19 protein-coding genes are annotated in these 20,278 nt (G+C 57.4%); 7 read left to right on the top strand and 12 right to left on the bottom strand.

All coding sequences use genetic code 11. The annotated features are described in order from the left end of the window. Nucleotides 1-30 precede the first annotated feature (30 nt). Together ccoS and MDHKLMBL_RS02950 are read left to right on the top strand one after the other, a co-directional pair. Entirely contained in the window at nucleotides 31-291 is a 261-nt protein-coding gene (gene ccoS, locus MDHKLMBL_RS02955; RefSeq protein WP_241956161.1) for a cbb3-type cytochrome oxidase assembly protein CcoS, read from the top strand. Continuing rightward, nucleotides 288-977, top strand: a complete 690-nt coding sequence (locus MDHKLMBL_RS02950) for a sulfite exporter TauE/SafE family protein (protein WP_104270068.1) — start codon at nucleotides 288-290, stop codon at nucleotides 975-977. Before ccoS ends, MDHKLMBL_RS02950 begins: the two co-directional genes overlap by 4 nt. Here the strand turns inward: MDHKLMBL_RS02950 and ttcA are convergent. After that, nucleotides 974-1,888: a tRNA 2-thiocytidine(32) synthetase TtcA gene (gene ttcA / locus MDHKLMBL_RS02945; protein ID WP_053112271.1), complete on the bottom strand. Its 915-nt coding sequence runs from the start codon at nucleotides 1,886-1,888 to the stop codon at nucleotides 974-976. The two genes, MDHKLMBL_RS02950 and ttcA, sit on opposite strands and share 4 nt — an antisense overlap. A gap of 72 nt (nucleotides 1,889-1,960) precedes the next feature. Between ttcA and MDHKLMBL_RS02940 the strand changes: the two genes are divergently transcribed. Genes MDHKLMBL_RS02940 through MDHKLMBL_RS02930 form a run of 3 tightly spaced genes read left to right on the top strand, consistent with a single transcriptional unit; the run spans nucleotide 1,961 to nucleotide 4,376 of the window. After that, a complete protein-coding gene (locus MDHKLMBL_RS02940) occupies nucleotides 1,961-2,605 on the top strand; it encodes a TetR/AcrR family transcriptional regulator (RefSeq protein ID WP_014577459.1) in 645 nt (214 codons plus the stop codon). A gap of 19 nt (nucleotides 2,606-2,624) precedes the next feature. Further along, entirely contained in the window at nucleotides 2,625-3,299 is a 675-nt protein-coding gene (locus MDHKLMBL_RS02935; protein WP_104270067.1) for a DNA-J related domain-containing protein, read from the top strand. Between the two features lie 45 nt (nucleotides 3,300-3,344). Continuing rightward, nucleotides 3,345-4,376 carry a polysaccharide deacetylase family protein gene (locus MDHKLMBL_RS02930; RefSeq protein WP_104270066.1) on the top strand — a complete coding sequence of 344 codons (1,032 nt, stop codon included), beginning with the start codon at nucleotides 3,345-3,347 and terminating at the stop codon, nucleotides 4,374-4,376. 4 nt (nucleotides 4,377-4,380) lie between these two features. Here the strand turns inward: MDHKLMBL_RS02930 and MDHKLMBL_RS02925 are convergent, their stop codons facing one another. The 11 genes from MDHKLMBL_RS02925 to MDHKLMBL_RS02875 form a co-directional block, all read right to left on the bottom strand. Continuing rightward, a complete protein-coding gene (locus MDHKLMBL_RS02925) occupies nucleotides 4,381-5,436 on the bottom strand; it encodes a MalM family protein (RefSeq protein WP_104270065.1) in 1,056 nt (351 codons plus the stop codon). 36 nt (nucleotides 5,437-5,472) lie between these two features. After that, nucleotides 5,473-7,098 (bottom strand): OmpP1/FadL family transporter, encoded by a 1,626-nt coding sequence (locus tag MDHKLMBL_RS02920; RefSeq protein ID WP_041645286.1) that lies wholly within the window; start codon nucleotides 7,096-7,098, stop codon nucleotides 5,473-5,475. A 38-nt stretch (nucleotides 7,099-7,136) separates the two neighbouring features. Beyond that, nucleotides 7,137-8,147 (bottom strand): flagellar protein FilC, encoded by a 1,011-nt coding sequence (locus MDHKLMBL_RS02915; RefSeq protein ID WP_104270064.1) that lies wholly within the window; start codon nucleotides 8,145-8,147, stop codon nucleotides 7,137-7,139. A 53-nt stretch (nucleotides 8,148-8,200) separates the two neighbouring features. Then, the gene (locus MDHKLMBL_RS02910; RefSeq protein ID WP_014577465.1) at nucleotides 8,201-9,001 is read right to left on the bottom strand and encodes a C39 family peptidase; all 801 of its coding nucleotides are present in this window, start codon (nucleotides 8,999-9,001) and stop codon (nucleotides 8,201-8,203) included. Between the two features lie 206 nt (nucleotides 9,002-9,207). Further along, complete coding sequence (locus MDHKLMBL_RS02905) at nucleotides 9,208-10,674, bottom strand: SLC13 family permease (protein ID WP_104270141.1); 1,467 nt, start codon at nucleotides 10,672-10,674, stop codon at nucleotides 9,208-9,210. 50 nt (nucleotides 10,675-10,724) lie between these two features. Next, nucleotides 10,725-11,330, bottom strand: a complete 606-nt coding sequence (locus MDHKLMBL_RS02900) for a DUF2238 domain-containing protein (protein WP_104270063.1) — start codon at nucleotides 11,328-11,330, stop codon at nucleotides 10,725-10,727. A 20-nt stretch (nucleotides 11,331-11,350) separates the two neighbouring features. After that, on the bottom strand, nucleotides 11,351-13,099 hold the full coding sequence (locus MDHKLMBL_RS02895; protein WP_104270062.1) for an N-acyl-D-amino-acid deacylase family protein: 1,749 nt from the start codon (nucleotides 13,097-13,099) through the stop codon (nucleotides 11,351-11,353). Nucleotides 13,100-13,197: 98 nt separating this feature from the next. Beyond that, entirely contained in the window at nucleotides 13,198-14,403 is a 1,206-nt protein-coding gene (locus MDHKLMBL_RS02890) for an efflux RND transporter periplasmic adaptor subunit (RefSeq protein ID WP_008174693.1), read from the bottom strand. A 32-nt stretch (nucleotides 14,404-14,435) separates the two neighbouring features. Next, nucleotides 14,436-16,817: an ABC transporter permease gene (locus tag MDHKLMBL_RS02885; RefSeq protein WP_104270061.1), complete on the bottom strand. Its 2,382-nt coding sequence runs from the start codon at nucleotides 16,815-16,817 to the stop codon at nucleotides 14,436-14,438. Between the two features lie 21 nt (nucleotides 16,818-16,838). Then, a complete protein-coding gene (locus tag MDHKLMBL_RS02880; protein ID WP_008174689.1) occupies nucleotides 16,839-17,570 on the bottom strand; it encodes an ABC transporter ATP-binding protein in 732 nt (243 codons plus the stop codon). 8 nt (nucleotides 17,571-17,578) lie between these two features. Continuing rightward, on the bottom strand, nucleotides 17,579-17,899 hold the full coding sequence (locus MDHKLMBL_RS02875; protein ID WP_008174687.1) for a TraR/DksA family transcriptional regulator: 321 nt from the start codon (nucleotides 17,897-17,899) through the stop codon (nucleotides 17,579-17,581). 143 nt (nucleotides 17,900-18,042) lie between these two features. Here MDHKLMBL_RS02875 and MDHKLMBL_RS02870 point away from each other — a divergent pair, with 143 nt between their 5' ends. Together MDHKLMBL_RS02870 and MDHKLMBL_RS02865 are read left to right on the top strand one after the other, a co-directional pair. Continuing rightward, a complete protein-coding gene (locus MDHKLMBL_RS02870) occupies nucleotides 18,043-18,375 on the top strand; it encodes a phasin family protein (RefSeq protein ID WP_008174685.1) in 333 nt (110 codons plus the stop codon). A gap of 9 nt (nucleotides 18,376-18,384) precedes the next feature. Then, complete coding sequence (locus MDHKLMBL_RS02865; protein ID WP_104270060.1) at nucleotides 18,385-20,187, top strand: PHA/PHB synthase family protein; 1,803 nt, start codon at nucleotides 18,385-18,387, stop codon at nucleotides 20,185-20,187. Nucleotides 20,188-20,278: the final 91 nt, after the last annotated feature.

Here is a 20,278-nt window from a genome sequence, read left to right as displayed (position 1 = left end):
AGCTTTATACTCGTTTTTTGAGGGTTCGCTGTGAAAATCGTAATGTTCCTCGTTCCGGTGATGCTCATCCTGGTAACTCTGGGTGTCGCGCTTTTTTCATGGGCGGTCAAGAACGGCCAGTACGATGACCTGGAAGGCCCGGCCCATCGGATACTTTACGATGACGATAAAGATATGATTCCGGACGACGCCCGCACTGACAAGACCGCGAAAGAGGCTTCTCCCCCAGAGCAAGCCGTTGAGGTCAGCGAGACTGGCAATCCGGATGAGGATAAACCTCAAAAAGGATGAGCCCGGAACTTTACCTCAGCTATCCGAGCGCCTTCCTCATAGGACTCCTTGGCAGCACGCACTGCCTTGGCATGTGCGGCGGCATCAGCGCTTCCCTCTCAATGGCACTGCCTGTAGGCCGGGGTTTCCGACTACGGCAGACGGTCATGCTGCTGGCATTCAACTTTGGGCGCATCGGTAGCTATGTGCTGATCGCCACACTGGTCGCGCTGGCCAGTACCACGGCGGCCAGTCAGTGGAGCACGGCCGGTCTTGTGCTTCGCAGCCTGGCCGGGGTTTTGCTGATCTTCATGGGATTATCCATGGGGCAATGGTGGCAGGGTATTCGTTACGTCGAACGGGTCGGCGCTCCAGTCTGGGCTCGTCTCTCTCCCCTGACCCGTCGCTTCCTGCCGGTAAATCACGGGGGACAGGCGCTTGCCCTCGGAGCACTCTGGGGCTGGCTGCCCTGCGGGCTGGTTTACAGCACTCTCGGATGGGCAGCGCTACAACCGACGGTGGGCTCGGCCGCACTAACCATGCTGTTTTTCGGGCTTGGTACCCTTCCTTCCATGCTCGCAACAGGTTTTGCGGCCAACTGGATCCGAGGCTTGCAGAGCCACCAGTTGTTCCGGAAGGTCACTGGTGGACTGCTTATCCTCTTCGGGCTATGGACCCTGCCATTCCTGCATATGCTAGCTACCTAGATATTCAACACGTCCAGGCGACCGAAGTCAGTAGTGGCCTCAGGTTCGGCAGTGTGAACGGCCTGGCGTTTACCGCCGAGGCGCTTTCCTTCCCGAAAATCATAGAGGCTGGTATCAGCCAGGTGCGACGGCTCCACATTGCACATGGCCCGGAACATTGTCTCCAACCGGCCGGGGTGCTGCTTGTCCCAGCTCTGGAACATGTCCTTGATAACCTGGCGCTGCAAGTTCTCCTGCGAACCACACAGGTTGCAGGGAATAATGGGAAACTCTCTCAGACCGGCGTAGCGGGCGATATCCTTTTCGCGGCTGTAAGCCAGCGGCCGGATAACGGTATTGCGGCCATCATCACTGTGCAGAACTGGCGGCATGGATTTCAGTTTGCCGCCATAGAACATGTTCAGGAACAGGGTTTCCAGCAGATCGTCCCTATGGTGACCGAGCGCAATCTTGGTTACTCCGTGCTCTTCGGCGAAATTATAGAGAATTCCGCGACGTAGCCGGCTACACAGACCGCAGGTAGTCTTCCCTTCGGGGACTTTTTCCTTAACAATACTGTAAGTGTCCTTTTCGATGATGTGGTACTCGATACCCATGGAGGACAGGTATTCGGGCAACACCTCTTCCGGGAAACCGGGCTGTTTCTGATCAAGGTTGACGGCAATCAGCTCGAACGAGACAGGCGCGCTCTTCTGCAGGTTAAGCAGGATATCGAGCATGGCGTAAGAGTCTTTTCCGCCGCTGAGGCAGCACATGACTTTGTCACCGGCCTCAATCATCGAAAAATCGGCAATCGCCTGCCCGACTTCGCGGCGCAGACGTTTCTGCAGCTTGTTCAACTCCAGCTTCTGGCGGCGCTCCCGCTCTGAGTTGAGGGATTGTTCGGCACTGGCGATCATTGCTTCGGACATACCAACTACGTTCACAGGTTAAATGGACGTGGGATTATACGCGTCACATGGATTCAGGGACAGGATACCAACATGGATACGTTGCAATCGAGTGAAGAAGCCGCTGGTAAACGGGAACAGAACCGCATCCGGAACCGGAGGGCTATCCTGCTCGCGGCGAGGGAATGTTTTCGCGAGCGGGGATATGAAAAATCGACCATCCGCGACATCGTCCGCCGCACCGGTCTTGCCGCCGGTACCTTCTACAATTATTTCTCCAGCAAGCAGGACATCTTCGCCGCCCTGCTCACTGACTTCCTGACCAACCTGAATAACAACCTCACGCGCCATCGGCGCGCTGCGGACACCACAGAAGATTTTATCCACTACGCCTACATGGCTTTATTCACTGCGACCGCCCGGGATCCACTGGTTTACGAGCTCGCGCACCGAAATGATCGAGCGCTACGGGAGCTGTTTGGTTCGGATATTCTCGGTCTGACCATGCTGTCCCTGGAAGACGATGTGCGCGAGGCGATGGCGCGGGGACTGCTTCCGCAGATCGATCATGAATACCTGTGTGCCGCTTTTTTCGGCGTCGCCTATGAGACCAGCCTGACGCTTGCCAGGCGGGCCCACAGGAACCCGGATTCAGCGGAAGCTGAAGCGTTGACCGCAACCCGATTCTCGACCGCCCTGTTCATGGGCGGGCTTCCGCGGCTGGCTGCACTTCCCTGATGGCCGGGAGTACCCTACCATGGACTCCATGACCGAAAGCCAAGCCCCGATCAAAATGTCCTACCCTGGAGCGGTGAACGAAGATGACTGCCTGGAGCAGCAGATTCAACACCTGCTGGTGGCTGTTGAGCATGAAATCCGGTCAACACCGGCGGGCATGAATGAGCTGTCGCTGATCAAGGCGATCCAGGGGCAACCGTGGGAGTTGCTTGGAGACGTTGTTTTCAGCGAACCCGAAAAACTCTACCCGGTTCATTTTCTGCTGTTCCACGTACTCTACCGTCTTCGGGACCAGTTGTCCGAGGCCGGCGAAAGCCTCCAGATATCGCCTCTCAATATACGCATCGAAAAGCAGAGTGTGGTCAGTGGCGAGGGCGTTCCGGACAGTGTCGACACGCTTCGTCAATTCTATCTGGATCTCTCCCAATACCGTCTGCCGGAGGAAGCGATCCAACGGATGATGAATGATTTCTGGGCCGGTGCGCCCGGGCAGGCACCGGCCCAGGCCGAAACACGGGAAGCAGCGGAAATACTGGGCTTCCAGGCTGTCCCTTCTGATTTCCCGACCGTCAAGAAGCGTTTCCGTCGGGCGGTTATGAACGCCCACCCGGATCGCGGAGGCAAGACCGAAACCATTCAGGATCTGAATCAGGCCTTTGCCGTACTCAAAGCACACTTCCGTCACAACATCTGACCGGCCGGTTTGATCGCGTCGGAGCGAAGAAACACAGGAGACGATATGCCGCTCAAAGCATTCCTGAAAATTACCCTGGCTGTCGCGGTTATGTCGACCGCAACCTCGGCCCGGGCAGACCTCGTTGTTCTGCAGTATCATCATGTCAGTGATTCAACGCCGCCCGCCACCAGCACGTCTGTATCCCTGTTCGAGGGCCAGTTGGACATGATCTCGGATCTGGAGCTGGACGTTGTGGATCTACAGGAAGGCACCGAAACAACGCTGGCCGGTACCGATGAACAAGGCAATCGCATCGCCATTACCTTTGATGACGCCTACGACTCCGTCTACCATACGGCGGCACCACTGCTGGCCGAAAAGGCCTACCCCTACACGATTTTTGTAAATACGGAAGCCGTTGGCCGAACCGGCTACATGACCTGGGATCAGATTCGGGAGTTGGCCGAACGACCGGGCGTAACCATTGCCAACCACAGCGCTGACCATGGGCATCTTGCCCGTAAACCGAACGAAAGTCAGAGTGACTGGCAAGCCAGGGTTACCAGCAGTCTCGACTCAGCCCAGGCGACCCTCTCAAGGGAATTGAAGGCGCCTGCCCCCATGTTTGCGTACCCTTATGGCGAGTTCGACGAAGCACTGGAGCGCAAAGTGGCTGAGCGGGGCTGGTACGGTTTTGGCCAGCAATCTGGCGCCATCGGCCAACAAACCGAGAAAACCCGATTGCCGCGTTTCCCGATGGCAAACGCCTACGGCCAGTTGGGAAGCCTTGAAAACAAGCTTCGCAGCAAAGCCTTCCCTGTTGATACCGGCATGCTGCCGGACGGGGTGATTTCGGAGAATCCGCCGACCCTGGTTTTCCCGCTGGTTGATCCCATTGATGCCAACAGGTTGACCTGCTTTGCCTCCGGCCAGGGACGCATCGACTTTAACGTGACTGATGGCAATGTAGCGGTAGAGGCCCCTAAAGCCTTCAATAGCAGGAGATTCCGTTACAACTGCACCCACCCTGCAAGCGATGGCAGCTACTACTGGCTGTCGCAACAGTGGCTGGATCTTAACAGGCCAGAGGACTGAAACCTCATTCCTCCACCTGCATCAGGCCGATTTCACCGTGCCTGATGTGGGGGATTTTGCGGGGGCCGGCGGGGGTTTCGATAACAGTCTGACCGTTCAGGTCTTCATCTCGTGTAAACAGGACCAGCCAACGCTCGTCCTGTCCCGGGAAAGCGGGCACCCATGCTTCCAGGTAACCGCGCCGATGCCAGTTCTCCGGGGTAAAATCCATCACCAGATCTGTTACCAGCCTCAACGGTGCCATCGACTCATCGAGAAACACCAGCGAGGGCACGAACACGCCGTCTTTGGCATAGGAGCGCAGGCGGATAACCAGACTGCGATGCGCGCCCGGGTCCGGGAGTTCAATCAGTTGATAGGGGCTGGTGCCGGTGAGAAACGGATGGGTGGCTGAGTCGTCAGCGACGGTAACGCCGAATTCCCTTCCCGATTGCCAGCTTTGCCGATCAGAAACATCCATGGATTCACAACAGCTGGCTGAAAACCGGGCAAAATAATCATCGGTTTTAGCTTCAAGACCCAATATCGCGAAGGCGTCCGGATCATAACCCTCTACGGGAGCAGCGCCCGCTACAGCGGGGCCTGTCTGGTAAACGCTGGCTTCAGTGATCTGGACAGGCGGTTCAACCAGCCCTTTCTCAAGGTCAGAGCGGGTATCTGGTCGGTAATAGCTAACGCGTACATTGCCCTCGGCGTCGCGCCAGGTGAAATAGGGCTGCCGCTCGCCCGGCCGAACGTAACCGTCTTTCGCAAGCGCTTCGGCATCCGGATAGTTTTCAAGCGTGTACTCGGTTTCTTCTTTCAGCCCTGTCTCGGGGCTCGCGTCACTCTCTGAGCGGGCCGGTCCCTCGGCGGACGCTTGATCACGGGACGCCCCGGCATGGTCAGCCGTCCCCCTGGTTGCAGCCTCAACGATCGGCGAATATCGAACCCTGCCCTGCTCGTCTACCCAGGTAAAATAGCCTTCCCTTTCGGTGATCGTGGAGCCCCCTATCTGGCAGCCTCCGAGCAAGGCGGCCAGGAAAAGGCACGAAGCGGGTTTCAATAGCGAAGCGTTCATCACTGCAAATGACTACCTTCAGGTTAATGGCACCACTCAGAACCTGGTCCGGAAACTCAAGCCAGCCATGACGACCCGCAGCGATGTCTTGATATCGAGCCCCGCATACGGGTTATAAATAATGTTGGTGATGTTGTCGCAGTTTACGTTACAGCTGGTGTCCGCGGGAATCGACTCCACCGAGTGAAGGTAACTGAGATTCATGTCAATCTCGGTGTCCTTGTCCCACTGGTACCCCATACCAATGCTGTAGAGATTCGCCCCACCAAACGGCGCCATGACCTGTCGCTGATCATCCGGGATAACGGAATCCCGTATTTCCACGCCGGCACGCAGGTCCAGACGGGAAGACGCATGAAACTCCATACCAAACGCCCAGTTCCACTGGCTCTTGAACCCCAGAGGCAGCCTCAGGGTGTTTGGAGTGGCATTGTCCGGTGACAGGATCCGCGCCGCATTGAGGAACTCCAGGTTGCGGTCGAACCGGAAAACGAAGGCATCCCACTGTTCATAATCGGTCCAGCCGATATCAGCGTTGAGGGTCAGCTTTGGGTGCACATCAACGCTGATGCCGGTCTGGAAGTGCTGGGGGTAGACCAGATCCATACTGACGTTGCCGGATTCCTTGGGCGCACCTGACGGAAGACTCAGGATCGCCGAGGTAATCGCACCCAGCACGGATCCGTTAACGCTCTGCCAGAAGCCGGACCAGTCATCGGTGTACTGGATTTCGAAGGTGCCCTTCATGTTCATTTCAGCTTCAGAGGTATAGCTCGCCCCCCAGCTGAACCAATCAGTTGGCTCCCACATCACCCCTAGTGCATAGGTGGGTGACAGGGTTTCCTGAACATTGATGTTCAGGGCACCAATGTCATCCCAGGGACCGACATTACCGCCACAAAGCGCTAGCCAGGGCTGCAGGGGTTCGTCACCACTCTCGCAGTTGAATGCGTCCTGCAGAACTTCAGCCACCCCCAGCAGCAGGTTGGGCGCCCGCATGTACTGGTCTGCCGCGATTCCCATATGGGACAGGTGGATACCGGCACCCACGGACCAGTCGTCATTGATTTCATAACCGACCGTGGGTGAGAGATAAGTCGTGCGCTGCAGCGCCGTGGCCTGGGGCTGGTAACGGCCAGGGTCGTCCTTGTCGCGATAAAAGCCGGCCGCCAGCGGCAGGTAGAACGCATTACCAAAGGTCAGTTTCGAGCCCGGCGGGTTGATACTGATCCCCGCCGAAGGGGCCAGCGCCGGCCCCGGAGGCGCGCGAAGAATACCGTATCCGGGCAAATACAGGGCCACGTTGTTGGTGTGGCTGTGAGTATTGGCAACAGGATCCCGTTGCTTTCCGGTCAGCGGATCCGTTTCGAGGCCGTCGATACCGAAAATCTCATACCCTTCCGGCGCTGTGAAGTCTGCGTCAATGTCGAGATAGACGCTCATCAGGTTTACTTCCAGCTGGCGCCCATCCAGTTTGGTCAGGCCCGCTGGATTGTAGTGAATGGCCATGATCCCCGGCGGATCGGCAGTCACGGCATTGCCGAGCGCCAGCGCCTTGGGGTGAATGGTCAGGTTCTGCGCCAGCTGGGCCTGGGCACCACACGATAGGGTCGTGGCAATCAGCGCCGCGAGAATCTGACGGTTGTGGATTTTCTGTCCCATGAAGTCCTTCCCTTCCCGTAGATCGTCAACGACACCAATCACTCTTTGAGACCGGAGAAGTTAATGGGCAGGGAGACCCCAAGAGAAAAGTCCGGGGCGTCCTCGGTGAGACCAATCCCGAGACTGGTATTCACGATAGTGGTATCGCTGATGCGCGTTCCCAATGACATGCTAAGGAAACCGGTCATCTGGTCCTGGGCAACGGCCTGATCGCCATTGGAGAAAGTGAGGATGGTTTCATCGCTGTAGCTGAGCTGAGCGGAAATACTCAGTGAAATATCGTAAGACAGGGAATAGGCAAAACCCGCCGAGCCGGACAGCCCGAACCCTGGATCCACCTCTTCAAGAAGCCGCGCACCCCTTACCTGCTGCAGGTTTTCAGCCGGCAAGTTATAGGTGGCACTGACGGACCCGAAGATCACCACCGGATCGAGGACTTTGGAAAGGCTTGCGCCGCCGCCGATCGAATAGTAACCGCTACCAGTAGACAGCTGCTCGTTGATATCGATCTCGTAGGGACTGACGCCGGTCTTGGTGGACAGGGTTCCAAACAGCGTGGTCGACATCTTTCCGGGCACATAGGCGAACGGCTGCCAGCGCCCGGTAAATGAAATATCGCCAAAGTCATAGACGTTGAGCTCATCCTGAGTGTCGTATTTGACCACCAGCGGAATTCGGGTTCCGACCGTCAGGTTGTCCAGCAGGCCATAATCGTAGGAAAAGGAATTCGTAAAGCTGTGGGTCGCCGATGGCACCACATCCAGGTTTCTCACCGATCCATTGGTAATGGCCAGGTCAAGACGCTGGTCCGCGGTGTAGGAATAATCGAACGAGTAATTCAGGGAATGAGAGCCCTTTTTCTGCAACGAATAGTTCTTCTCGGCAGCCTGGAACACTTCCTCCAGTTGTTGCGAAGCATCTTCGTCGCCCTCTTGTTTGGCCAGGGCTTCCCGCGCCTGATCCACACTCCCTTCCTGCCCCAGGGCCATGCCCGGAAGCAGACCTGCCGTGGAAACAAGGATAAAACCTCGCACAAACCAACGATTCATCCTGACTCCCTTATTTTATTTGTAGTGTTCCTGACCCGGGACTACCCGGTAAATTAGTTCCGACGGTAGTGCAACTGCTTGCGGGTGTTCTCCACACTGCCGTCGGGATTGTTTTTCTGGCGTTCAAGCAGATTCTGGATCCGCCGCTGGGTGGACTCGTGAAACGCCGGTATCCTTTCCAGCGCCAGAAGGGTCATTGTCTGGTCATCCACAAAGCGAAGGTCTTCTTCCTTCAGCTCGAGGTTGTCCAGTGGCTTATCGCTGCCCGGGAAGACAATGAAGAGCACATTGTCGTCCCACTTTTCCTCGAACTGAGCCAGCGTGAAGGAGATATTCCCTACCGAGGGGTCTGCCAGATAGGCACGCCCGTCGCGAATCGTCCTCAACACCACGAAGTGTTTGAAACCCGCGTGATGGATGGGCACGATCGCCGGGTGATCAAGATCCTTGAGGTCATCAATCGTTGCCCGGAAGCCGCCTGAGGGATAACCGAGCGCTGTCACCAGTCGCTTCATATCCAGCATGGAAAAGGCGCGACGTTCCACGATACGTTCGCTTTCGCCGTAATGAAGCAGCCCCTCCATGACCTGACGTTCCGACAGGGTCCGACCCAGGTAGAAGTTCAGCACGGTGGTCAGCGCTGCACTTCCGCAGCTGTAGTCATAGGCCTGACGAACGATGTTGCGGAACTTCTGCTCCACCAGTGGCTCGACCCTGACATCCGATCGCAACTTTATCGGGCTCGAATCCACGTCCTGCTCAATAACAATCTGACCCTTCTCAAAAGGCTCCACCACGGTGGCTTCCTGCACCATGGTGAATGTAAGAATGGATCCAGCGAGCACCAGCAGCATGTCAGACGAAGTCCCTGTTTTTATTGGCCCCGTTATTCATCGGGTTACATGTTGTTACGGTAAGATACCGAAAAGCCTGCGCCCTTAAAGATAACTGTGCCTCAAATCTGTCGCTGCAGGAGGGGCCTTACGGAGGCGAATTGAGAACTGCTTCAAGACATCGGGAGGAATAAGGCGGCAGGCCCGGTTGCCGGGCCTGATGAGGGTCAGAGGGTAAAGACCACTCCGAGTAGCAGATAGCTCAGGACAGTCACCACCACAATGCCGAGCAGGTTCAGGGCGAATCCGGCTCTGATCATGTCGCCGATCTGCATGTGGCCACTGGAGAACACGATGGCATTGGGCGGGGTAGCTACCGGCATCATGAAGGCACAACTGGCGGCAATTGCAGCCGGTACTGTCAGTAGCAACGGCGACACCCCCTGACTAAGGGCCAGCGCCCCCAGCAACGGCAGAAACGCCGCCGCAGTCGCTGTATTGCTGGTAACTTCGGTCAGAAAAATGATCACGCCAACCACCAGCAGGATCATGACGAGCATCGGCAGGGCGCCGGCCACTCCGAGACTTTGAGCGATCCACTCCGCAAGGCCCGAACTGCTGATCACGCCGGCCATGGCCAGCCCCCCGCCAAACAGGAGCAGTACGCCCCAGGGAATAGCCTTTGCGGTTTCCCAGTCCAGCAGAAATTCACGGTTGCGGGTATTCACCGGGATCAGGAACATGGCGATGGCCGCAGCAATGGCAATGCCGGTGTCGCTTAGCCAGGGCATCAATCTGTCGGATAACAGAGGCCTGAAGATCCAGGCACTTGCCGTAACAAGGAACACCAGTGCCACGAGCTTTTCGCCCTTTCCGAGCGAGCCCAACGCCTCAAGCTCTTGCCGAATAGCCTTGCCACCGTCGCCAGACTTGCCAAGACCGAAGTCCCGGCGGGTCAGCCACCACCACGCCAGAACCAGCATTACGATCGTTACCGGAACGCCAAGAAGCATCCATTGGGCAAAGCCCACGGAGACCCCCTGGTTTTCGCTCAGGTAGGCGGCCAGCAAGGCATTTGGCGGTGTGCCAATCAGTGTGGCAATGCCACCGATACTGGCAGAATAAGCGATAGCCAGCAGCAGGGCCGTGGCATAACGCCGAACGCCCTCAGGGTTATCATTGGTATCCATCATGGCTACCACCGACAGACCAATCGGCAGCATCATAATGGCGGTTGCCGTATTGCTGACCCACATGCTCAGAAAGGCCGTGGCCAGCATGAATCCGGCAATCTGGCGTCGGGGCTTGCTACCCACAGCCTTCAGCGTCATAAGGGCGATTCGCCGGTGCAGGTTCCACCTCTGCATCGCAAGCCCGAGGGTAAATCCCCCCAGGAACAGGAAAATGATTGGATTGGCATAGGGCTCGGTGGCTTCACCAACGGTTCCAAGCCCGAGCGCGGGAACCAGCACGATCGGTAACAGGGCAGTGGCGGGGATCGGAATGGCCTCGGTGGACCACCAGGTCGCCATGAGCAGCATCAATCCAAGGGCGGACCATGCTTGCCCAGACATGGTTTCAGGAGGTGGAAGGAGAATAGTCGCCAGAAGAAACGCGGCTCCGAGGATGAGCCCGATCACCTGGCTGCGGGGCATTCCCTCCGGTTGGTTGTCAGCATTGAGTTCTTCCGACATACAGTCCTGTTCCATTAATCAGACATTCCACTCCGGCTCGCGGCACAGCGTCATAGCTCCTGAAGCTGGCGATCATGAAAACGCCCAAGCAGGATAAGCGCCAGGATGGCCCCGGACAATGCCCAGGCCATATCCGACTGAGTGTCCCAGACGTAACCCTGGGTGCCCAGAAATGCCTCGGCGGCTTCGTCACTGAGCAAGGCTACCCACCATTCAATCAACTCGTAAAAGGCGCTTACCGCAAGGCAGAAGCAGACAATAAAAAACGCAGCCCAGCGGCGACTGGAGAACACCTCGAAACGAATAACCACTTCCCTGGCGACCATTGCGGGGATAAAACCCTGCGCCAGATGGCCAAGCTTGTCGTAGTTGTTACGCTCCCAGTCGAACCATTCCCGAAACCAGTCGAACAAAGGTACTTCCGCATAGGTATAGTGCCCGCCAACCATCAAAATGATGGCATGCACCAGAATCAACACATAAACCAGCGGCGTAAGTGGATAACGGAAGAAACACCAGACAACCGCTGCGAAACCAACGGCGGCAGGCAGCACTTCCAGAACCCATGTGGCCCGATCCGTGGGCTCGATGGCAGACCAGACAAATACAGCAAGGAAGACCACCACCCAGACTGCGGGTGCAAATCGCTGGCTCATAAGTTTCCTTTTGTCCGTGATTATCCAGACGCCCCGGCGCGCAGGAAGTGTCCGTATCCAGATTCCCTGCCCAACGCAGGTTGCACCTCACCATTCGTTACCGCAGGCCGGCCATTGATCAGCACCTCTCTGACACAACCAGGGACACGGTTAACCATTCTTTCCAGTCCGAAGTTTTCCATCTCGCCCCATTCAACCTGCTCCAGATCCTGATCAAGGCCACGGGGATCAAGTACCGTTATATCGGCCCGGTCCCCTGCCCTGATATGACCTGCATCAACGCCAAGCCAATCTGCCTGTTCGCCGGTCAATCGGTGCACGGCCCGTTCGAGGGACATGATCGGCTCGCCCTCCCCGTGGCTTTCATTCACCAGCTTCAGAAACCGAAGCGGCAAGTTGTAGAAGGCCATATTCCGGATGTGGGCGCCGGCATCGGAGAAGGTGATCAGCGCGCCCGGATTGGTTACCATTTTTCGGAGCCTATCCTTTCTGTGATTCCCCACCGTGGTAAACCAGCGCAGCGAACGTCCATGGGCCACCACCATGTCGAGGAAGAAATCGACAACATGGATGCCGCGGTCTGCCGCCAGTTCAGCGAAGTTTCGCCCGACGACACTCTTGTCCGGGCAATCGAGAATGACAGCATCACCGAAATCCCGCTGCCAAACGCGCGGAGAGAGCTTTTCCTTATAGAATTTCCGGAATTTCCGGCGGTACTGTTCGTCCTTGAGGAGATCGTTGCGCTCAAGCTGATCCCGAATATCCAGGGCCATTTCACCGGCACCGAATTCTTCGAACAGCACGATATCCATGCCATCGGCATAGACCGTGAACGGCGTCGGGAGCAGCTGCCAGCGAAAATTACCTCCAAAGCTGTTGGCGAGCCATCCGACCAGACTTGCCATTGGTTTGACCGTGGGGTTACCCTTGAGGTCGATCATCGCAATGAGGGTTGTTTTCAGCGGCTTTCTCAACCAGCCCAGGGTCTCTTTCAGGTACTGGGTCACCTGCAACGGATTGGCCGCATTCGGTGCGCCCTGGTGCACCCGCCCGTACCGGCGCAAAAGTGCATTCAGACGGCTGACCTCCCGCCAGCGGGCGTAAGTGCTTGGCAGGCTCTTGGACCACTCCCGATCACCGTCCACCTTGTCCCATTTCAGGCACATGGTGGAAAGACCGAGGAATCCTTCCTGCAGCGCCTCCTCCAGCAGAGCCTCCATTTTTTGCTGTTCTTCGGGAGTCGGCGTCACGTTCCTGTCGGTGGCGCGATGAAGACCCATCACGGCGGTTCTCAGATCACTGTGGCCAAGAAAACTGATGACATTGGGCCCCAGTGGATGCTGGTCCATGAACGCCACCCACTCTTTTGGTGTCTGCCAGGACTTGTGCTGCTTCAGAATGGGCAGCACTTTTTCCCTCGGGACCGTTTCCACCCGGGTAAAAATATCCGAGGCGTCCTCCGGATCGGAACAGACCATGCTCAGGGAACAACTGCCGATCAGCACCGTGGTGACACCGTGACGCACGGATTCAGACAGGGACGGCGCTACCAGCAACTCGGCATCGTAATGGGTATGGGTATCGAGAAATCCCGGCGTTACCCAGCAACCGCTGGCGTCAATCGTGCGCGTCGCAAGGCCGGGTTCGGGCTGCTGGTCAAAGACTTCGGCAACCCGCCCATCTTTGATGCCAACATGGGCGATGCGTGAGGGGCCGCCGGTACCGTCAAAGTAGCGGCCGCCGACAATAAGCGTATCGAACTGGTTCACCGTGCCAGTCTCCTTTTTGTTTTTATGTGCCGTCAGTCTAGCCAGCCAAACGTGATATGTCCTCTCATTTTAGCCGGCGGACCGTGCAATGCAGGCCATTAACGAAGACGGATACGGCTGCCGTCTTCAAGCTGACGATCCGGGTGTCGGACGACGTTGTCTGCCTCAGTCAATCCTTCCTGGATAACTGTATGAAATCCGTTTGTGCGACCGACCGACACGTCTGTCAGAACCGCAATGTCATCGACAACGCGGAATACCTGGTGCTGCCCATCAGTGACAAAGATGGCGGATTCCGGAACCTGAAGGACATTGTCGGAACGCCAGAGCAGAAACTCGGCGTCTACCCGATAGCCGTCCCCCAGGCTTTGCCAGGCATCAGCAGGACTGGTGATATCCGCAACCACCTGTACCCGCCTTTCTTCCACACCCAGGGCCGACACGTCCTCGAATCCAACCGGCTCAACGCGCCGGACAGTAGCGTCCAGGGTGCCGCCACCCCACCCGGTGAGGCGCGTCACCATACCGGGTTGGAGATTCACGGCATCAAAACTCAATACATCCACAACCACCTCAAGCGCCCCGGGATCCCCCAGTTCCAGAATGGCTTCACCGGCCTGAATCACACCCTCGCTTTTTCGAACAATTCCCAAAACAGAGCCGTTTACAGGGGACCTGACCGGCACACGTTCAACCGCTCCATCGCCGTTCGCACGCGCGGCAGACACCTCAAGGCGCGTTCGGGCCGCTGCCAGTTCGTGGGCCATCACTTCTTCGTCAAAGCGCGCGGAACGCAGAATGGCCTGGGTTCTGGCCGCAGTGGCCCGGGCCTGCTGCAAACGCTCGTCGGAAACAAAACGATCATCACTGAGTGCCTGGAGGCGGGCCAGCTCACGCACGGCGAGGTCTGCTTCAGCCTCGGCCGCCGCCACTTTTTGACGAGTGGAGTTCAGCGCCGAGCGGGCCGACTGCACCTTGGCCTCCGCTTCGGCCCGACTTCGGGCATCAAGGGTGCTGGCAGGCATGGGGTCAACCTCCGTCAGCAGCTCTCCCGGAATCACCGGATCCCCCACTTCCAGCAATACCCTGTGCAGATAGCCGGCAACCGGTGATGAAACCACGTATCGGTCACGCACCCGCGTTTTGCCCTCCTCCTTGATAGTGATTTCCATGGGGCCACGGGTTACCGGCGCCAGATCCACCCAGACCGGATCGGGTCGGATCGTGACCACAACTGCAACACTGGCGAGCATTACGAACACCCCCCAGAACAACCATTTTCCGGCAAACCCTTTTTTCGCCATAACCTCAGTTCACTCCCCGGTTGCTTTCGCACCTATTCCCGTGTTTTCAACACCGCTACAAGATCCAGCCGTTTCAGGCGCCACCAGGCAATAACCCCGGAAGCGATCGCCGATACCACCACGACCAACGCGGACATGCCAAGTGTCTGGCTGGTGATCGTCAAGGGCACCCGATACAGTTCGGTTTGCATGGCAGTAACGATCATGAGCGCCAGACCCTGGCCAATCAGCCAACCGAGGGGAATACCCAGAAACAGCAAGAGCGCAACCTCTCCCAACAATATATACGCAACTTCATTCTGGGTGTATCCCAGCACTCTCAGGCTCGCCAACTCCCGACCTTTTTCCGCCAGTGAAATCCGGATCATGTTGTAGACCACTCCAAAAGCGATGATTCCGCCCATCAGGCTGTTGAAAAAGGTGAACGTCAGGAAGGTTCTCGCCAGGGTGTCGTAGAAGCTGTCGAGCATGGCCTGCCGGATGCTCAGGCCAAGCACTCCCGGGGTTTCGCGAAGACTGTTATAAACTTCCGAAGCCTTGTCCGGGTCCAGGTTGATCAGGGCCTGATTGATCAGGGGCCCGTCCCCCAGTGCCCGGTTGAGGGCATCCAGATCCATGTAGGCACCAACCCCGAGAAACTCGCTGGTGATACCGGCGACCGGAACCATAACCGTTCGGCGGTCGCCCTCCAGGAGCTCCAGCTGCAGAACATCTCCCGGACCGACACCCAGTTCATCGGCCAGAAAATCGGTCAACAACAACCCCTCCCTGGGGAGCGGAACCGGCTGCAGGTCACTGTCGATGACAAATTGCAGGCGCGCCTCGGAGGGTATTCCGGTGACTGCGCTTCGCCACTCCCGATGGCCGGAAACAAGACGTGCCGGGACCGAGCGTCGCCCCTCCACGTAACGTATCCCGGCTTGCCGCTGCAAGCCGAACAACGCCGCGCTGTTCACCGGATCAATAAAGGTCGCGGACAGATCCTGTTGCTGAACCCGTGCAAACTGCGTGTGGACCATCAGGGACACCGAGTCGAACTGGAAGTTTCCCACCATCACGATGGCAGTGGCCATAGCGACCCCAGTCATGGATAACAGGGTCCGAACCGGACGACGGGAGAGCTGGCGCACGATCATTCGGGAGGGCTGGGCGAAACGGATTCCCGAGAGCAGCTTTTCCACTATGGTCACCCGGTACCTGGCGGGCCCCTCAGGCCTCATGGCTTCAGCGGGTGGCAGTGCCGCTGCCTGCCTGATGGCTCGCCAGGCACCGAGCCAGGCGACCACAATTGTCATCAACCCCAGCAGCACAACCCATGCGGGGTCAATGCGAAACAACAGCCCCGGAAAGCGGTAATAATCCATGTACAGTTCGCCGAGAGAGCGTCCAAGCCATAGGCCAAGGCCAAGCCCCGCCAGCAAACCGATGACGGCAATCACGATGACCAGTTTGCTGTAATGCCAGGCGATCTGACGGTTGCTATAGCCGAAGGCCTTGAGTACCGCGACGATATCCCGTTGGGTGCTGATCAGACGGCCAATCACCACATTCAACAAAAACATGGCGACACTCATGAAAATGAGGGGGAAAACCGTCGCCATGGTTTTCAACTGATTGAGCTCGTCACTCAGAAAACGGTGGGAAAACTGGTCGTCCCGGCCAAAAGCCCCCGTTGCCCCATACCGGGCCAGCAATCGATCCAGAGCATCAATGACGGAGGCAGCAGAATGGCCAGGTTTGAGCGTCACCACCAGGCTGTTGAAAGCGCCCCGCATATCCATGGCGGATTCCAGGGACTCTCTGTTCATCCAGAGAACACCATACCGCTGATAGTCCGGCAGCATACCGCCCGGAGGAATGACGTAGATGAATTCCGGTGACTCAACAATGCCGGTTATCGTAAGAGCCTGCCGGCGGCCGTTGATAATGGCTTCAAACTGATCTCCCAGAACCAACTCATGCGCTTCGGCAAAGCTTCCGATAACTGCGATCTCCTGGCTTCGACCAGCAGCCGGGAGCCGTCCCTGGCGAATAAAAAGGCGGTTGACGTCAGGCTGACCTTCCGGCGGAACAGACACCAGGCGAGCCGACACCGGATCCGGAAACCCGGGTATTTCCAGTTTCGCAGCGCCTTCGACCCTCCCCTCGTACCTGGCGATACCAGGCAGCGCAGCGGTGTCCTTGAGAGTATGGCGTGGAGCCCGTTTGACCGGCGCAAAGACCTCGGCAAATTCGTGTTGTTCGTAATACTGGGCTCTGGTTGCCAACAGCGATGAATAGTTCACGAGAGACATCACGCACACGCCCACGCCTCCGGCAATAACCAGTGCGATGGCCAGTACCTGACCGCGCATCTGCCAGAGTTCCCGCCGTAACTTTACGTTCAGAACCGTGTTCAATCCCTTCGGGGACATCGCTGTTACTCTTCAGTACCGTTACCAGGACAGTGTACGGGGATCCTGGCGACGCTCATTAAGACGCTCACCGCTGATGTTGCCGTCCGAGAGCGTTATCACGCGATCCGCCATGCCGGCGATGGAAGCATTGTGGGTAATGATGACGGTAGTCGTGCCGGTCTCCCGGTTGGCTTTGTCCAGTGCCTCGAGCACCAATACGCCGGTGGCGGAATCGAGGGCGCCGGTTGGCTCGTCGCACAGGAGTACATCCGGTCGTTTGGCAATGGCCCGGGCAATGGCAACGCGCTGCTGTTCACCACCGGAAAGCTGGGCCGGAAAATGGTCAATGCGGCTCTTGAGCCCAACCAGTTCAAGTGCCTCTTCCGGCGTCATTGGATTGGTCGCTATCTCGGTCACTGCCGCCACATTTTCCCTGGCGGTGAGGCTGGGAATGAGATTATAGAACTGGAACACGAAACCCACGTGTTCACGGCGATAACGGGTGAGTTCGCGGTCGCCGGCAGTACTGAGATCAAAATCCCGATACCGGACTTCGCCGGTCGATGGCACATCCAGCCCGCCAAGAATGTTAAGGAGTGTGGATTTGCCAGAACCGGAAGCGCCCAGCATGACGACCAGTTCGCCGCCATAGAGATCCAGATCTACGCCACGGAGGGCATGAACCTGAACCTCCCCCTGATCATAGGTTTTCGTCAGGCCCCGGGTCTGGAATACGGCCGAGCCGGTCGTGGATGCCTGCAGTGGCTCCATGGTGTCACTCAGTCTTCGGCACAATCCACGCAAACCGTGGTATAGGGCAGAACCTGCAAGCGGCGTGGGTCAATGGCCTCGCCGCAGGATTCGCATTCGTCACCCACACCGTTATCAATCCGAGCCAGTGCATGTTCAATCTGAGCGAGTTCGGAACGGGTTTCGGTTTCCAGCGAATCGACCACTTCGTCGTTCTGGGTCTGGGTAGCCTGCTCCTCGAAATCCTTGTCTAACGCACCCCCTTCCCGATGCTGATGCGCCTCATAACGGGAAAGTCTGGCCGTCAGGTCGGCTCTCAGTGTTTCAAGTTCGGATTTCCGGTTGGTCATATGGCGCCTCCTGCCTTGCCGGGAAAACATGTTCCTACAGTAAAGCATAAGCTGAACCCGGGATTGATGCTTGTCAAAATTGCGTCACGCAGGATGAGGCAGAATAGAATTCCATCAAATCCATACGCAAAGGAGTTGTGACCATGAACACCGAGCTTTTCGAAAAAGCGACCCGTCTGAACGAAACCCTGTTCGAGCAATTTGGCAAGGCTGCAGAAATGCAGATGAACGCCTTCCGACGTTATGCCGATGTCACCATGGAGCAGGCTAAAAAGGTGTCTGAGGTCCGTGATCTGGAGAGCCTGAAAAGCCTGACTGGCGATCAGGCGGAGACCCTGAAATCACTGAGCGAGCAGTTCACCGCAGACTGGAAAGCCTGGCAGGACTACTTCAACGAAAGCAGGGAGCAGATTCAGAAGGTGTTCGAGAAAGCACCCGAGGCATCGGCCAAGCCCGGCCCGAAAACCGCCAAATAAGGGATAGTTATGTTCGGTCTCGATACGCTCGGGAAAGCCGTAGGTCAGCTCGTCAACGGCTTCGAAACCAACGTCCGCCAGGGACAGCAGCAACTGGAGAAAGCATTGGGAGATGCTGGCGTCCTGGATGCGGCAACGCTCTCCACGATAACGGAAATGTCCGATGCCTACCGCACAATGGCCGAGGACCTGCTCCTGCACCCGCTCCGGTTTGCAGGAGCGGAACTGGATCTGGCCCGCAAACATGCCGCGCTGGGGCACTACACCCTTGCACGGCTCGTGGGCAAGCATAAGCAGCCCGTTGTCGAACCAGAGGCCGACGACCGACGCTTCCAGGCCGAGGAGTGGCACAAGCATCTGCCTTTTGATGTCCTCCACCAGGCCTATCTGATCAACTCACAGGCCTTTCTGAACTGGGCGGCCGGCATGGAAGGGATTCCCCCGGCAGGACGGGACCAGATGCTGTTCTACGCCCGACACCTGACCAGCGCACTGTCGCCATCGAATTTCCCCGCCACGAATCCGGAAGTGCTCAGGATTACGTGGGAACGCAAAGGGATGAACCTGATTGACGGTGGACGGCAGCTGATCGAAGACCTGCGGCAGAATCCTTCCCTGTTCAATGTTGGGATGACAGATCGCTCTGCCTTTGAGGTAGGACGTAATCTGGCAACTACCCCTGGCAAGGTCGTGTTCCAGAACGAACTGATGCAGTTGATCCAGTACTCGCCAACAACAGAGACCGTCAGCAAACGCCCGTTGCTGATTGTTCCGCCATGGATCAACAAGTACTACATCCTGGACCTCACCGCCAGGAACTCCTTTATCCAGTGGTTGGTCAACCAGGGACAGACTGTTTTTATTATTTCCTGGCGAAATCCCGGGCCCTCCCTGCGGGACAAAGGCTGGGAAGACTACATGGAACTCGGGCCACTGGCGGCCATGGATGCGGTTACCGAAGCCACCGGCGAAGATCAGATGAATCTGATCGGCTATTGCATCGGTGGCACCCTGCTGGGCTCAACATTGGCCTGGCTCAAGAAAAAAGGCCGTAATCCGGTAGCCAGTGCTACCTATCTGACGACACTTCTGGACTTCTCGGACCCTGGCGGAATCGGTGTCTTCATCAACGATCACTCGATCCGGGGTATTGAGAAAATGCTGGAGCGCAAGGGCTACCTGGACGGTCGCGCTATGGCATTCACGTTTAACCTGTTGAGAGAAAACGAGCTGTTCTGGTCGTTCTGGACCAATAACTACCTTAAAGGCCAGAAGCCCGCGGCTTTTGACCTGCTCTACTGGAACACCGACGGCACCAACCTGCCAGCTCGAATGCACAGTTACTATCTGCGCCAGATGTACCTGAATAATCGTCTGGTGAAGCCAGATTCCCTGAATCTGCTCGGCGAGTCCATCAACCTGTCCGAAATCGATGTACCCTCTTTTTTCCTGTCCGCCAGACAGGATCACATCGCCAAATGGAAAACCACCTACAAAGGGGCGCTGGCCCACGGCGGTGATGTCCGCTTTGTGCTCTCCGGCTCCGGCCATATCGCTGGCGTTATCAACCCGCCCTACAAGGAAAAGTACGGCTACTGGACCAATGACACCCTGGTGCCGGATGCAGACGCCTGGTTCGAGAAGTCCGAACACCATCCGGGATCCTGGTGGCCCCACTGGCTCGAGTGGATTGCCCGTTTTTCAGACGGCGACGTGCCGGCTCGCATCCCCGGCGAAGGGAAACTTCCTGCGATTGAGGACGCACCCGGCAGCTACGTCAAAGTCAAAGCTGCGGAGGCCGTGAAGCAGTAGACCTCTGCGTGGCCCGCATTCCTGCGGGCCAACGTATCTCGCCCCGCTTCCGCCGTTGTGGCACTATGGCCCGCTTGATGAACGGCGGAGA

Source organism: Marinobacter flavimaris, from assembly GCF_002933295.1.
GTDB lineage: Bacteria > Pseudomonadota > Gammaproteobacteria > Pseudomonadales > Oleiphilaceae > Marinobacter > Marinobacter flavimaris.
Note: the sequence above shows the minus strand (reverse complement) of the source record. Positions and strands in the feature narration are given on the sequence as shown.